Genomic DNA, 16,575 nt, shown 5'->3' with positions numbered 1-16,575 from the left:
TAAGCGCTTTTAAAAAAACTTATACTAACTTCATAAAGAACAGTAACTAGACATCCCTCGCAAATGAAACGGGTTTCATAAATGAATGAGGGTAGATCAAGGAGGCTAGCCATTGTATTTATCAAAAAGTGAAGAAGCAGTGATTCAATTATCGTCAGAAGCACTGCGTATAGATGGAAAGTCAGAAATTATACTTTGTGCCTCCTTATTTTATTTTCGATTACCACGCGGTTTATGGAAAGAGAGACTAAATAAAGTTAAAGCCTTTGGATATAACGCTATTGATGTGTACTTTCCATGGAATCATCATGAGACGGTTGAGGGGGTTTGGGATTTTACAGGAGAGAAGGATGCGGCTCAGTTTCTACAGGATGCTGCAGATGCAGGACTGTGGGTGATTGCACGACCAGGTCCGTATATTTGCTCGGAATGGGATGGGGGAGCACTCCCCGCTTATCTTTTCGTGAAAGAAAATCTTCGCTTGAGGGATAACGATCCTGTCTTCTTGCGGCATGTGGCTAGGTGGTATGAACAGATTCTCCCTATTCTGAAGAAATATGAAACGGGTCAGGGTGGCACCATCATTGCTGTCCAATTAGACAACGAGCTTGATTTCTATCCTTGCTCTGATCCCAAAGGGTATATCTCTGCCTTAAGAGATTTAGCTTTGCAGCATGGGATAACCGTTCCGCTCATTGCTTGCGCCGGACAAGGCGGCTTGTATGAGGCTTCTGGTTTTACTGAAGGCGTGGTGCCTACATGTAATTTCTATCCAAATGACTTAGACCCTGCTTTCGAAGAAAAGGTGCTCTTCTACAGAGAGGAGTTGGCTCGTCGCGGACTGCCATTACTCGTCACAGAGACGAATCGCTCGCACTTCCTGCTTCGCAGATTATTATCGTCTGGTGCGAAGCTGCTCGGTCCCTACTTGCAGGCTTCAGGGACGAATTTTGGCTTTACTAATGCAGCTAACAATTGGGGAAATCCACTTTCTTTTCTTACCTCGGACTATGATTTCCATGGGATGATAACACCTGAAGGACACATTCGAGAGGAAGCTTATGAAGGAAGAATGCTGCATCGTGTGATTCAAACGTATGGCGCTTCCTTGGCGGAGGCGAAACCTGAGCTCACGAGTAGTGCCTCAACCCCTTATCGGTTAGCGTTAAAGCAAGGCGGCGAGCTGCTCTTCCTTTGCCAAGTAAACGAGCAAGATGAAGACGCTTACTTTCACGTGGCAGAAGAAGTCATACCCCGTTATACCACACTTGTCGCCAAAGCAAGCCGCTGTCCAATTCTTCCCGTGCAAGTGCCGTTGCAGACTTGGGGGATCGCTGAAGGGACACTGGCCTATGCAACTGCAGAACTGCTGCTGGTGAAGCAGCTTGAGCAGCGCACGCTGTTCGTGTTTCATACGGATGGTGAAGGCGAAATTCGTCTCTGCTTTAACACGGAGGTGCAGACAGAGGCTGGCACGATGACGGTACACGATGCCGAAGCAGGAGATCAGGTGACGGTATCCTTTCATTCGGGCGAGCAAGAGAGATCAGCTCGGATTCACTTGCTAAGCGGTCACGTTATCGAATTGATCGGGATGAGTCGTTCACGTGCTTTGCTGTTAGAAAATTTAGATGATGAAGGCGAGCTGCATGTTGGCGAATGGGTAGAACGAGTCCAGGGAACCCACGAAGTTGAACTCAGCTGGTCACAAAGCTTAGTGAATCCCTTGGATACCCTTGCGGATGAAAACTTATCGATCGGTGATACCGCCGATTATCTGGAGAAGCATGGTGTTTACCGAGGTTTCGCCTGGTACACCGCTCAATTATCACTACCGCAGGGGAACAGCTGTCTAGGAATTATCGTTCAGCAGGCAAGTGATGTCGTTTCCGTCTATACCGGTGAAACGTACCTTGGTACAGCAACACCGGGAGGAGGAAGTCACTTCCTTCCGATTCCTACCGGCTCGCGGATAGAGCCAAATCTGGTTACTCGTGTCGAGATTTGGGGACATACCAATTTCCATGATACGAATTTGCCGGGTTTGCACTTAAATGCTCTGAAAGGGCTAACGGGCATTGTAGGGGTAACGTCGGTTAGGGAAATAAACCAAAACTGGCGATTCAAGCTTATGCAATACGGAGAAGACAAGGACGACTACGCAGCATCAGACTATGACGATCGACAATGGCCGATTGTGAGTGTTGGAGGGTGGCTCTCCGCAGAACAGCCCGCCCATCAATGCTACCGCAAACAAGTAAAGCTGTCGAAAGAATCGGATACATGGATTCTCCACACGCCTGGTAATTTCTCGCACGCCTATGTTTACGTGAACGGACACGCACTCGGACAATTGAATCCGCTCAATCCGTATCTCGATATTACGCCTTATGTAAAGGCAGGAGATACGGCAACGTTAACGCTATTTCTGGATAAATCGTATGGTTCCCTTAGCGGCAATATACGTCTATACGAAGGAAGCGCCGCTAAACAGTGGACATTATCCTCTTGTCAGGAGAATGGCTTACTGCAGCATGCCAAAGCGTCGGCGCTTAAGGCTCTCCCCGTAGAAGGAGCTATCTTCTTGATACCGGGTACCCTGTCATGGCTACATGGTGACCTCCGTGATGATAACCGAGGATTAGGCTGGAGGGTTTATGTCAAAGGCAGCAACATGAAGCTGACTGTGTTCTTCAACGGACACCTAGTTGGCCGCTTGTGGACGCAAGGCGGTGCCAACAGACCGATATTCCGTGGTGGCAGCGATGAATCCTTTTATTTACCGGGACCGTGGTTCCGCAGTCCTGAATCGGGAAATGAAATAGCCATCTTACTGGAGGCTGTAGCGACCTCTGAAGATGCATTACTGGAGCCTCTTCGTTTCGTACCCGTAGCCGCAGATTAACTTGGAAGGAGAGTACGCATGAAAACTGCCATCTCAGCAAGCTCATTAGAAGGGGCGCCTATAGCTGTCAAAAAGCGTGTAACCCCATTGCGCAGATTTTGGACGTATCGAACATTAGTCCTCATGTGTGTTCCTGCGATTTTATTTTTCTTAGTCATGTCTTACCTTCCAATGCCTGGGCTTTATCTCGCATTCATTAATTATAACTATACGGCGGGGATCTTCGGCAGTCAGTTCGTTGGGTTTGACAACTTCACATTTCTAGTGACCTCTGGCGCACTTTGGAAATTAACGTTTAATACGATTGCTTACAATTTAGCTTTTATTCTATTTGGAAACATTTTGCAGATTGGCATCGCCATTTTACTAAATGAGCTTCGTAAAAAGTGGTTTAAGAAGCTTGCACAATCACTGATGTTCCTGCCATTTTTCATCTCCTTCGTACTTGTTGGCCTTATTGCTTATAACATTCTCAGTTATGACTTTGGACTGCTCAATGGGATTCTCAAATCGTTCGATTGGGAGCCGCTTAAGACGTACTCGAATCCAACGATCTGGCCTTTTATCATCGTTATTACGTTTCTTTGGCAGTCGACAGGGTACGGCTCCATCGTGTATTTCGCTGCGATAATGGGATTGGACTCGGAGATCGTAGAAGCCGCAGAAATTGATGGGGCGAATGCCCTGCAGCGAATTCGCTATATCGTGCTTCCTTGGCTGAAGCCGACTTTCATTATTTTGCTGCTGTTCTCACTTGGCGGCATTCTCCGAGGAAACTTCGGCTTGTTTTATAACTTGGTCGGAGCCAACAATACAGCCCTTTTTGATGCGACAGATATTATTGAAACGTTCGTGTTCCGCTCTTTGATGAACAACTTTAACTTTTCTTTAGGAAGCGCTGTCAGTCTTTATCAGTCCGTGTTTGGCTTCTTTATTGTCATCACAGCCAACTGGCTGGTTAAGAAAGTTTCGCCTGAAAACACACTGTTCTAATTTCAACATGCAAGTGTTCGTCACTTTAGTTCGGTTAGGAGGGACATATGTGGAACAAGTCATCGCACGTCAAAGGGGAACTGATTTCTCCTCGGTGGCCATTCGGTTATTCGGCTACTTCTTTATTGGTCTGTTTGCAATCTTCTGCTTAGTGCCTTTTCTTCTTGTCCTTGGGACGTCGTTCACAGCAGAGAAATCGATCACGTTACACGGCTATAATTTGTGGCCAAGAGAGTTTAGTACGTTTGCTTATAAAATTGTCTTCGAGAACCCTGGCGTCATCATCGGCTCTTATGGGGTCACGCTCGGCATTACGCTGATTGGAACAACCATTGGACTATTTATCGTAGCCATGACGGGTTATTCCTTGCAGCGTCCTGATTTCCCTTATCGCAATCGGATCTCCTTCTTCATTTACTTTACAACGTTGTTTCAAGGCGGGGTTGTCCCCTTTTACTTAATTATGACGCAGTGGCTGCATCTGAAGGATAACTATTTGGCTGTCCTGCTGCCCGGATTGATGAGCCCTTTTCTCATTATTATGATGAAAAGCTTCGTTAGGTCCATCCCACATGCGATTACAGAATCGGCCAAAATGGACGGGGCTGGTGATTTCAAGATTTTCACCAAGCTCATCCTGCCAATGACAACACCGGCGTTGGCAACCATTGGATTGTTTATTGCTTTGGGTTATTGGAACGAATGGTACAATGCGATGTTGTTCCTATCACCCGATTTAAAGTATAGGCCGCTTCAATTGTTTCTGTACAACGTTGTAACAAGTGCCGATTTTATCAAAAACTCATCGGTCTCCTCCAATGTACAGCCTAGGGATATGCCGCTGGAGTCTATGAAAATGGCTACTGCCGTAGTCGCAACGGGACCGGTCATTCTCTTTTATCCGATGGTACAGAAATATTTTATTCAAGGTATTACCGTTGGTGCTGTAAAAGGCTAACGCAAAGCATATACCAATATGATTATGGGGAGGCAAATCCGTATGTTCAAGAGAAAAAAGAAAGCGCTTAGTGTAGCTCTGGCAGCAACGCTTGCTGTAAGCTTGACGGCGTGCACCACACCTAGCAGTACAGGAACTAGCTCCACGGATAAAGCGACAGCGACTGCTGCGGCAACGGGGACAGCAGCATCATCCGGCAAAATCGACACCTCCGAGTTCCAAACGATTTCCTACGTGATGTTGGGGGATAAACCGAAGAATGGTCAATTTGAAAAGGTGATGGAAAAGGTCAACGCCATTTTGAAACAAAAAGCAAATGCGAAGCTGGAAATTAAATGGGTTGAATGGGCCGATTGGCAAACCAAATATAATCTTTTGCTAGCTTCAGGAGAACCTGTTGATTTGATTACGGTTGCAACAGATTGGTTGGATACGTGGCAGAATGCACAAAAAGGTGCTTTTCAGCCGCTGGATAAGCTGCTTCCTGTGTATGCACCGTTAACTTGGAAGGAAGTACCGCCAGAGAACTGGGCTGAGACGAAGTACAAGAATCAGATCATGCTGATTCCTGAAGATCATTATACGCAGTGGGTTAATCACGGTTTCTTGTATCGGGGCGATTGGGCCAAAGAGTTTGGGATCACGGCGCCGATTACAGATTGGAAACAGCTGGAGACCTATTTCCAAGGTGTGAAGGATAAGAAGCCAGGCGTTGTTCCTTGGGATGCGAATGGTACCGCCGCAGGTAATATTGGCGGCTACATCAATTCCTACACAGATGCGATTGAACTTCCGGTTAGTACAGGTCTCTTCGGTCTAATCTACGGTAAATCATATGATGAGAAGTATAAAGCCTACAGTCCTGTTCTTGATGATACCTTCGTGAATTTTGCCAAACTCATGAAGGATTGGGGCGACAAAGGCTTCTGGCGCGAGGATGTGCTGAACTATAAGGGCGATAACCGTTCTGAGCTTGAGGCCGGTAAGTCAAGCATTGATCAGCATCACACGCAAACCTTCCTTGGGGAACGTATTAAAATGGATAAGCTGCAGCCGGGCTCAGATCTCCAATTCTTCCCATTCTCGTCTACTCGCAACAATCTCGTATCCATGTCGATCACGCACGGCGGAACTTCCATTGGTGCGAAAAGCAAGCATCCAGAGCGCGCGCTGATGGTCTACGAGCTGATTCGTCAAGACCCAGAAGTGTATCGTTTGATGAATTACGGCTTGGAAGGCGTGCAGTACGTCATCAAAGATGGCAAACGTTTCCGTCCAGATGGCTATGATGTTCAAAGAGACGAATTCTATTCCAACTTCTGGGGTGGACGCATCGATAAGAATGAAATTCCAGATGGGAATGATTGGTCAGGAAAAGGGGCGCTTTATGCATCCTATGACAAAATCAAAAAGCCATTTCCGTATGGCCGATTCGTTTTCGATAAGGGACCTGTGTCAAATGAGCTGACAGCGGTTACCCAAGTTGTTGGACAAATGGGACCTGCGATTCTTTATGGCAAAGCAGGAGACCCTGTCAAAGCGGTTGATGATTTCCGCGCGAAGCTGAAAACAGCTGGTTTTGATAAACTCATGGCTGAAGTCCAAAAACAATTGGATGCTTTCAAAGTCACTGTAGAAAGCAGTAAATAAGGATTTTGATATCGAAGGTCTGTCTCTAAACAGGCCTTCGATCTTTACATTTTGAGGTAACGGAGAGTGTATTCTTGGAATCTATAACCGTCTATGACATTGCCCGAGAAGCGAACGTCTCCGTCGCGACAGTTTCCCGTGTTCTCAATGATACCGCACCCGTTCGAACATCGACTAGGCAGAAGATTATGGCGATTATTGAAAAGCATAAGTTTCAGCCCAATGCGTTGGCGCGCAGTCTAGTGAATAAGAAAACGGGCATGATTGGCGTGTTATTCCCAGATAGCAGTAATATGTTTTTCCCTGAGGTGTTCGGAGGGGCAGAGAGAGCTGCGATGAAGCTCGGATTCACACTCTTTCTATGTAATACATTCAGCAACTTCAGCAGAGAATCTGAATATTTAAATCTGCTTTGTGAAAGGCAGGTGGAAGGACTCATTTTCATGGGTGGACGAATTAATTCACGTCATTGCCCCGAGCTGCTCGTACAGGAAGTCGTGGATATCCAGAAGAGAATTCCAATTGTCTTGATTAACGGCAGTCTTCCAGGCCATCCCTGTCATCGGGTGAAAACGGACGAATATGCGGGTACCCAGCTCATTATGCAGCACCTCATTGGTCGCGGGCATCGAAGCATCGGCTTCTTGGGGGGAAGCGCTGAAACGACAACAACAATGGAAAAGCTGCAAGCCTACAAAAGTACGCTAGGAGCGAATGATCTCCCTTTTCGCAAACAAATCGTACGCTTGGGAGACTTCTCTATGGAATGTGGCCGCAAGCTGATGGACCAGTTTCTTACCATGCCAAATTGTCCAACGGCCTTTCTTTGTATTAACGATTACGTGGCCATTGGTGCTATGAAAGCGGCTATTTCTCATGGACTGCGTATTCCGGAGGATATCGCCATTGCAGGGTTTGATGACACCCAATTAGCTTCTGCGATGAATCCCGAACTGACAACCGTTTCGCAGCATAGCGAAGAGCTTGGGAGTCAAGCGATGGCATTATTATCGAGATTGATTCAGAAAGAAAAGGTGAAGAAGCTGACGGTTCTGGAGCCTAAGCTCATTGTTAGGCAGAGTACATAATGAGAAAGTAGGTATAAACCGTGCTTGATGCTAGGTATAAAGCTGATTCTGGACAGTGATAACTGTTCAGATCAGCTTTATTTATTTGGAGTAGGTCAAAACGACTAATTCAATTTATTTTGCTATCGATTTTGCAATAAAAAATTCTTTTTAGAAGAAGGATTTACCAATTTAATGTCGAAAATAATCGAATAATGTTGATAGAGGAGGGGAAGTATTATGTTTCGTTTCGTTATGTGGATTAGAAAACGATTGGTCGTGCGCATCATTGCGGCCGTGATGATAGTCATTTTGGCATTGTCGGCAGGCAATATTTTCATTGAAATAAGGAATGCCAAGAAAGCGGGTATGGAAGCGATATCCAGCTATGGCGTTCGATTAGCAGAGAGCTACGTCCAAGGAGTCGATACAAGAAGATGGGAACAATTTTTAAAAGATCCAAATGAGACTGAGTTGTATTGGAATATCAGGCAGGAACTTGACCAATACCGTACGCAAATAGGAGCGCTATATGTGTATCTTGTTCGAATTGATGAAAAGAATCAGCCTCTGCTTATGATTGACGGACAACCAAAAGGAGATAGTTCGGCTTCACCAATCAATGAAGTGACAGATATTCCAGAAGAAGCTGTTCAGGCATTACTCAAGGGAAATTCGGCGAGTTCACCCTTGATCGTAAACCCGCAATACGGTAAATATGTCTCCACTTATGCACCTTTGAAAAACGCTGATGGTAAAACCATTGGTGTCCTAGGCATCGATACGGAGGCGGGGGTCATCGAACGTATTTCCAACAGCTTGATAATGGGGAACATATCTGTTTATCTGCTTATGCTCTTCCTCACCTTACTTGGACTTGGGGCGGTTATGCTGCTTATATCCCGTTCGCTGCGTCCGTTACAATGGATTGTTGCAGGTGCGGAAAGCATTGCGAAAGGAGACTTGCTCCTTGCTCATAAGCAATTAGCAGAAAATCCTGTTCATTCTATTGATGAAATTGGTGCCGTTTATCAGGCGATGAATAAGATGTCAGGCAACATCAATGACATTTTAAAAACGATTGTATCTAATGTATCGCACACCTCGGATCAATTTGTAGCGACGACGGAACGTTTCAACACGGAAGCTCATCATCTGCTGGAGATGAACACAAAAGTAAACGTCTCGATACAAATGCTCGCTGAAGGAGCCAATACCCAGCAGTCAAGTACCAATGAGAGTGCACATTCGATGGAAGAGATGGCCACGGCCATCCAACGTATTTCGGAGGCTTCTTTAACGGCCTCTGACGCATCCATGAATGCGCTGGAGAGTGCGGAATCCGGACAAACTATCGTAAGGAATATGAACGGTCAATTCGTTACCATTACTTCTGCAACGGAAGAAGCACTTAATAGGGCTGCCTTATTACGCGGCCATTCACAGGAAATTGGGGTTGCCTTATCGGCTATTTCGGATATCGCAGAACAAACGAAACTGCTTGCACTCAATGCGTCTATTGAAGCAGCGCGGGCGGGTGAGCACGGTGCTGGCTTCGCTGTAGTCGCGGGTGAAGTACGCAAGCTTGCGGACAATGCTACCGGCTCAGCTCATTTAATTGCTGGATTGCTGCAAAATATTCAGAAGGAAACTCAGCTTATGGGCGAGGCTATGGAAGAGGGCATGAAGGAGATCCAGACCGGGGCCGGTCTCACGATGAAAGCAGAAGCGTTCTTTAGCCATATCGTGGAACAGTTCCGTTATGTGTCTGAGCAAATTCATGATATCTCATCAGCAACTGAGCAGATGTCGGCAGGAGCCGAAGAGGTCACAGCATCTGTTATAGACATAGCGAATATTGCAAAATCTTCATCCGATGGAACGTTGAACATTCACAAGCTAACACAGGATCAACTTAAGATTGCTCAAGAAATTGCGGATTCAGCAACGGCATTGAGCGGATTAACGGATGAAATGCGCTTATCTATTCAACGAATTAATGTATAAATATGGATATAGACTTGGCTTGTTTCAATGATTAGTCGAATCCTATACAATATAACCGACAGGTATTGCCTGGTGGTAAATTGTATAGGATTTTTTCAGTTATTTATAAGTAGGGGGCGAATCATGCAGTTTCTACAAAAATATATAACCATGCCTTGGTTTCGTAATCAACGTATTCGCTATAAAATTATCATGATTTATTTTCCACTTATCTTCGTGCCTTTATTTGTACTAGGTTTTGTTTCGAATCAGGTGTACACGAATGCGATTGTCAAAAAGACGATTAAAAATGTCTCGGACAACTCGTCCCTCATTATTACACGCATCACGGGCATGTTAACGAATGTAGAAAGCTGCGCCAATATGCTGACGATCAATCTCAACAAATTGATCGTGGAAGACCCGCAATCCCAGGGGGCAACAGAAACGAGCTTACAGATGTACACGCAGATTACGAATCAATTGAGTTTTGCCCTGCTTGTATTTCCCGATGTCCAATCGGCTGCGTTTATAGATACGAATGGTCAGGTTTTTGGATCTAATCTCCTTATGGAACGGAATCGGGAGTTGATCGCGAGCAGTGAAATGCTTAAACAGGTTGACGCCTCCAGTGGCAATAAAAATATTTGGTTTCCCATGCAGCAGCGTAATTACTTGACCCCTGATTCGCAAGAAATTGTCATGACGCTAGGTAAGCGGATTGTAAATATTTATACGGGACAACAGCTCGGTATGCTCGTACTGAATATCAAAGAAAGCTCCTTATCTGCGATTTATCAGAAAATCGGCTCCATCCAGGATGGCAGCTATTTTATCGTGAATGAGGGAGGCGTCGTTATTTCATCGCAGCATCCTGAGGATTTGCTTCATGAAGTCGCAGATCCAACGCTGAAAAACTGGATTACTTCGAGTGAGGATGCGTCGGATCTAACCTCTTTTCAACATGAGAAAACGCTTGTAGTTAGCTCTGATGTTCCTAGCTTTGGGTGGAAGCTCATCTCGATGGCTCCGCTTGAATCTTTAACCGCGGATACGCGTAAAATCACTGTCATTATTGTGCTAATTGGGTTGATTTGTTTATTTTTTGCTTTGCTTGGAGCGGGTATGCTATCCCAATTAATTGCAAAACCGATCATGGGGCTAACCAAACATATGAAGAAGGTCAAGGAAGGCAGTCTGGACATAGAATTCCAGGTGAATTCAGAGGATGAGATTGGTTTATTGGCATCGGGTTTCAATGCCATGATAAGGCGAGTGCAAGAGCTGCTGACGAACATTAATTTTGAGCAAAAGAAGAAGCGTGAATACGAGCTGGCGCTTATTCAGGCACAAATTAAACCGCATTTTCTGTATAACACACTAGATGTTATTTACACCTTGTCTGAAATGGGACGAGCACGGGATGTACAGCGAACAACCAAAGCGTTGGCCGATTTCTATCGCGCAGCTCTGAGTAAAGGAAGAGAGACGATAACGATTGAAGAAGAAGTCCGCAATGTGAAGGATTATTTATCCATTCAGCGAATCCGTTATTCTGATGTTTTTACCTTTGAATTTGATATCCGGGGTGAAGTGCTCGGCGGTCTTATACCGAAATTAACCATTCAACCGCTCGTTGAAAATGCAATCTACCATGGTCTTAAAACGAAGGGCAGCCTGGGACTTCTGAAAGTAACGGGTGAAATCGTGGAAGGCAGAATCAAGATTATCGTCAGCGATGACGGGGTTGGCATGATGCCAGAGAGGCTTGAGGCTCTTATGATGAAGCCGGAATCTCCTCAGCAAGCTGTCGGTTTCGGGTTAAGGAACGTGAATGACCGTATACAGCTTTATTTTGGTGATGATTATGGCCTACAAATTGAAAGTCAATTGGGGCAGGGCACAGAAGTAACACTGTGGCTCCCTTTTCAAAGTGAGGAAGGTTAAGATATGCAGAAAATATTAATTGTTGATGATGAATCCATTTTCCGAGAATACTTGCGAACGGCATTAGATTGGGAAGCTTATGGATTTGAAATATGCGCAGAAGCCAAAAATGGGGTCGAGGCGTTGGAACAGGTCGACGTACTTCGTCCTGATATCGCTCTTGTGGATATTACTATGCCGTTTATGGATGGACTCACGCTGACAGAGCAATTGAAGCAGCGATATCCAGCTACAAGTGTGGTGCTGATTACGGGCCATAACGAATTTGATTATGCTCGAAAGGCGCTTAAGCTTGGGGTTGAAGATTACATTCTGAAGCCGTTTTCGAAGGATGAATTGGTGCTGACGCTGCTTAAGCTTCAGAAGGAGCATCAGCGTGCTCAGGAAGAGAAGTCCACATTGAAGGAAAATCAACTGTTGATGAAGGAGAGCTTTCTTAATCATTTGCTAAGCGGTGACTACAACCATTCCGATGAGGAGACAAGTTCAAGACTCCAGCAATTTGGGGAATCCTTCGACACCCTATGCTTTGTGGTGGCGTGTATTGAGATTGATAACATGGATCTCAAATGGAACAAAGTGAGTGAAAGATTACTCTGGAAATATGCGGTGACGAACATTCTGAACGAGGCGCTGGAGGAAACGGAGAATCACTTGATTTTCAATGGGCCTGAGGGGCGTATTATTTGCTTGGTGGAGCACCAAGGGTATGGTGAGCTGGAAACTCCTGCGTTAGGCGGTTATGAGAAATTATGTTTCCTGATCAAGAAATATTTGAAATTTACGATCACGGTCGGTGTTGGTCGAAGTCAATCCGGTTATCAGGGGATCCGTACTTCCTATTTGGAGGCGCTTGAAGCCTTGCAAAATAAGTTTGTATTGGGGAATGATCGTGTTATCGTTTACGGATCAGGAGCTTTGGAGTCAGGGACTCAAGCCTTCTATCCCACAGAAGTGAATGAAGAGCTGCTCGTTCAATTGCGCATGCAAAATGCGGAAAAGGTAGATGCTAAGTTGGAAGAAATTTTCCAATCGATTCGTGATCAGCGGCTATCCTTAGACTACACCTATGTCATTAGTATGGGACTTATTTCTGTTTGCTTGTCTTATGTAACGGAAACGGGGCATCCGATTGAAGATTGCTTCGGAGAAGCCTTTTTTCCCTATAGTGAAATCAAACGGTTGGAATCCATTGACGCCACATCCCTATGGATCAAGGAATTGTTCAATCAAGCGATCCTTTATACAGGTAAGCACCGAAAGACCCGATCGTCGAAAATTGCTCAATCGGCCAAAGAATATATTGAGCTTCATTACGGAGATCCCGAGCTGCAATTGGATCAAATTGCCCAACAGGTGTTTATCAACCCCAGCTATCTCCGGGCTGTTTTCAAGAAAGAAATCGGCATGACGGTGACAGATTATGTCACGCATGTTCGTATGCATAAAGCGAAGGATTTACTCGGTAAAGGGAACATACGCCTCGCGGATATTGCCGAACAAATCGGCTTTAATGATCCTAGTTACTTCAGTAAAAGCTTCAAGAAATTTTTTGGATATTCCCCTAGTGAGTATGAGAATAACCGCTTATAACGAAATTTCCTAAATGTGCGGATATTACAAGAACCCCTCGATTATTCCATTATCATAAGGGGTTTTTCCTTTTATACTCAGGTTGTAAAGAAGAGAAAGTACATGATGCCTGGGAGGTCCAACAAATGAAAAAAATGGGAGTCACTCTCGTAAGCTTGCTCGCGGCTACTAGCCTTGCAGCTTGCGGAACCACAAACACAACAAAAGATACTGGTGCAACTAGCGCGCCAACGGCTGCAGCAACTGCAGCACCCGTGAAGACAGATGCAAAGCCGGTCAAACTTAGAATTTATGCCCAGTACGCAGATGAAGATACGAAAACACCTTATGACTATGCGGTTGCAGAATTGAAGAAGGAAATGCCGAATGTGGAGCTAGAGCTCGATATTCAAGCGCAAGATGATGGCCAGAAGCTGAAGACCTATGCAGCTACAGGTAATCTGCCTGACATTTTCGGAGCAGGATTAGACATTATCGATACGTTTAAGAAATCCAATAATATTCTAGTTCTGGATGAGTACGTAACTAAATTTGGCTTCAAAGACAAAATGCAACCAAGCGCATTGAATACACTTGCAACCGATGACGGCCACACTTACGCATTCCCTTATGCGGGTAATGAAGTAGCACTGCTTTACTACAACAAAGATTTGTTCCAACAAAATGGTGTGAAAGTGCCGACTACCTATGATGAAATGATGACGGCTGTTAAAGCGTTCAATGGGAAAGGCATTACGCCACTATCCATTTTTGCGAAAGAAAAATGGCCCTGCGTAGCCCTTTATGACATGTTCGTTTCACGCGCTGAACCAGCTGGTGTGACGAAGCTTGATAAAGGTCTTGCCAAAGCAGATGATGCTGCTTACAAAACAGCTGCTGAGAAACTCATCGAGCTGGTTAAAGCAGGTATGCTGCCAAAAGGCGCTACGAACTTGAACTACGATCAAGCAGCAGCTCTCTTTCATGAAGGTAAAGCAGCGATGTTCATTAACGGACAGTGGGAAATCGAAGCGGCTACGAAAGCTCTTGGTGACAAAGCTGGCTACATGTACATTCCAGCTGCTGATGCAGCAGCTTATGAAAAAGGTAAAACAGCATTCAGCGGCAGCGGCGGGCCTGGTGGATATGCCGTATCTGCCAACACCAAGGATAAAGAGCTTGCAGCGAAAGTGGCATCCTTCATTTCCTTGAAATATGCGGAGTACAAATACACGAACCGCAGTAATCCAATCGTAGCAACAAAAGTAGACAAACCGATTGTGAAGCAATTCCCACCGATGATGGATCAACTATCCAAAGATATTCCGAAAATCACAAGTACAACAGCGTTCTCATGGGGATTGTCCAATCCTAAGTTCAAAGCAGCGCTTGAAGATGCCACGCAAAACCTGATGACAGGTAATTATACAGCGGATCAATTCGTGAAAGATTTGAATAAAGCGGCAGTAACAGCGAAATAACCAAGTTTCTATGGAAAAGGGGACTCACACTGGATCGCACTGCTCCGGTGTGAGTTTTCTACTAAAAAAGGGAAGTGATGACATGCGCAAATTCATGGGAAATAAGGCGGCTATTATGCTTTTCACACTGCCGGCACTCCTTTTGTATACAGTTATTGTATTTTATCCGATTTTGCAAACTTTCTATCGCAGTACATTCGAATGGGATGGATTAAGCGAAGGCACTTTTATTTTTCTGGATAACTACATTCGATTGTTTCAAGATAGTATTTTCTACACATCGCTATACAACGGTTTCGTTTTTGCCGGTATTCTAGCTTTCGTGCAGATCGGGATCGGCACCGTGCTTGCTTTTGCCGTCGCAGAAGGGTTCAGAGGAAGCAAGTTTCTAAGAATTAGCTACTTCATTCCTGTGGTTCTTTCCATTACGGTGGTGTGTCAGCTGTGGCTGGCGATGTATAACAGTGAGTATGGCTTGATTAATAAAATATTTGAAGCGCTCGGCATCTCGTATCGTCAGGACTGGTTGACGAACAACAAAACAGCAATTTTTGCCATTGCGTTCGTGAATGCTTGGCAGTACATGGGATACCAGTTCGCATTGCTGCTAGCGGCTGTAAAGTCCGTTCCGGAGCAATACCTAGAGGCGGCACGTATTGACGGAGCATCGAAGTTCAAGGCGCACATGGCGATAACGATACCAATGCTGGCTGAAACATATAAGTTTTGTTTGGTCCTTGCGATTACTGGCGGATTGAATGCTTTCGCCAACATGTTCATTATGACCGGTGGGGGCCCAGGGAATTCCACGTACACATTGACCTATCTGATGTACCGCTCAGCGTTCCGCGTTGGTGAATTCGGTTATGGAAGCGCCGCGGCTGCTTTCCTGGTCATCGAATGCTTGATTGTGACTTTGGCTATTAACCGACTGATCGCAAGAGAACGGATTACATTTTAAGGGGGATGTCAGATGAACGGAATACTCAAATTGCGTAAAAAGAATCCGCTCCTGGGCATCTTCTTGTGGGTATACGCGGGGTTGTCGGTGTATCCATTGCTGTGGATGGTCTTTTATTCGCTTAAAAATAACAATGAAATTTTCGTATCGAATCCATTCGGTTTCCCGACGCATCTACGATTCGAGAACTATGTGGATGCTTGGTCAAGGTTCAATGTTCCCGTCTACTTCAGCAATAGCTTGTTAGTAGCTGCGGCGACAGTTGTGGGTACGATTGTACTTTCGGTTACGTTCTCCTATGCTGTTGCCAGAATGCAATGGCGATGGAAGGAAGCCGCTCGTATTTATGTCGTGATTGGGATGTTCATTCCCGTGCAAGTTATCATGATCCCACTGGCGATTCTCGTACGTGAGTTCCATTTGGCGAACACGTATTGGGCGCTGATCGTGCCTTATATTGCTTTCAATATTTCATTTTCCAGCATGGTTTTCTATGGTTTTTTCCGCAGTATTCCGGTTGAGCTCGAAGAATCGGCTTGTATGGATGGTGCCAGCATTTACCGGACTTTCTATACGATCATATTGCCAATTATTAAACCTGCAATTGCAACGATGGTGATCTTCGTCTTCTTGTCGGCATGGAATGAATTTACGATGGCGTTAATTCTGATTACCAAGGAATCCTTGAAAACCTTGCCGCTCGGACTGCTCTTCTTCCAAGGTCAGTTCACCACCAATTGGGGGGCGATGGGCGCCGCGATGACGATCGCGAGCCTGCCGACCGTGCTTGTGTATGTACTCTTTAGTGAGCAAGTGGAGAAGGCGTTGACCGTAGGGTCTGCAGTGAAAGGATAAGACAGCTGAATTTCGTGCTGAATACCAATTCGAATGTCCCAGAAGGTCAATAGGCCTAAAGGGGCTGCCCTCAAGTAGATCTACTTGAGGACAGCCCCTTTTACATTTAGAATCGGCTAAATCGCGAATGCATTAGGGAATCGTGAGCTCTCCATCGAATCATTCAGCTTAAGGCCAGTAAGTTTCTCACACTTATCCAA

The 16,575-nt window shown here is 45.3% G+C and carries 11 protein-coding genes; all 11 read left to right on the top strand.

From position 1 onward, the window contains the following. Positions 1–112: 112 nt before the first annotated feature. On the top strand, positions 113–2,905 hold the full coding sequence (locus tag AC58UU_RS04150) for a beta-galactosidase (RefSeq protein ID WP_497313276.1): 2,793 nt from the start codon (positions 113–115) through the stop codon (positions 2,903–2,905). 123 nt (positions 2,906–3,028) lie between these two features. Next, positions 3,029–3,898 (top strand): ABC transporter permease, encoded by an 870-nt coding sequence (locus AC58UU_RS04145; protein ID WP_497313978.1) that lies wholly within the window; start codon positions 3,029–3,031, stop codon positions 3,896–3,898. A gap of 49 nt (positions 3,899–3,947) precedes the next feature. After that, entirely contained in the window at positions 3,948–4,856 is a 909-nt protein-coding gene (locus AC58UU_RS04140; RefSeq protein WP_171692168.1) for a carbohydrate ABC transporter permease, read from the top strand. 42 nt (positions 4,857–4,898) lie between these two features. Beyond that, complete coding sequence (locus AC58UU_RS04135) at positions 4,899–6,506, top strand: DUF3502 domain-containing protein (protein ID WP_497313274.1); 1,608 nt, start codon at positions 4,899–4,901, stop codon at positions 6,504–6,506. Between the two features lie 74 nt (positions 6,507–6,580). Then, a complete protein-coding gene (locus AC58UU_RS04130) occupies positions 6,581–7,594 on the top strand; it encodes a LacI family DNA-binding transcriptional regulator (protein WP_497313272.1) in 1,014 nt (337 codons plus the stop codon). 219 nt (positions 7,595–7,813) lie between these two features. Beyond that, positions 7,814–9,580, top strand: coding sequence for a methyl-accepting chemotaxis protein (locus AC58UU_RS04125; RefSeq protein WP_497313270.1), 1,767 nt, complete (start codon positions 7,814–7,816; stop codon positions 9,578–9,580). Between the two features lie 123 nt (positions 9,581–9,703). Then, entirely contained in the window at positions 9,704–11,506 is a 1,803-nt protein-coding gene (locus AC58UU_RS04120; RefSeq protein WP_497313268.1) for a sensor histidine kinase, read from the top strand. A gap of 3 nt (positions 11,507–11,509) precedes the next feature. Then, the gene (locus AC58UU_RS04115; protein WP_497313266.1) at positions 11,510–13,099 is read left to right on the top strand and encodes a response regulator; all 1,590 of its coding nucleotides are present in this window, start codon (positions 11,510–11,512) and stop codon (positions 13,097–13,099) included. Positions 13,100–13,224: 125 nt separating this feature from the next. Then, positions 13,225–14,559: an ABC transporter substrate-binding protein gene (locus AC58UU_RS04110; RefSeq protein ID WP_497313264.1), complete on the top strand. Its 1,335-nt coding sequence runs from the start codon at positions 13,225–13,227 to the stop codon at positions 14,557–14,559. Positions 14,560–14,641: 82 nt separating this feature from the next. Continuing rightward, complete coding sequence (locus AC58UU_RS04105) at positions 14,642–15,520, top strand: carbohydrate ABC transporter permease (RefSeq protein ID WP_497313262.1); 879 nt, start codon at positions 14,642–14,644, stop codon at positions 15,518–15,520. A gap of 12 nt (positions 15,521–15,532) precedes the next feature. Continuing rightward, positions 15,533–16,375 carry a carbohydrate ABC transporter permease gene (locus tag AC58UU_RS04100; protein WP_171692177.1) on the top strand — a complete coding sequence of 281 codons (843 nt, stop codon included), beginning with the start codon at positions 15,533–15,535 and terminating at the stop codon, positions 16,373–16,375. Positions 16,376–16,575 lie beyond the last annotated feature (200 nt).

Source organism: Paenibacillus sp. JT22N1, assembly GCF_059692155.1.
Note: the sequence above shows the minus strand (reverse complement) of the source record. Positions and strands in the feature narration are given on the sequence as shown.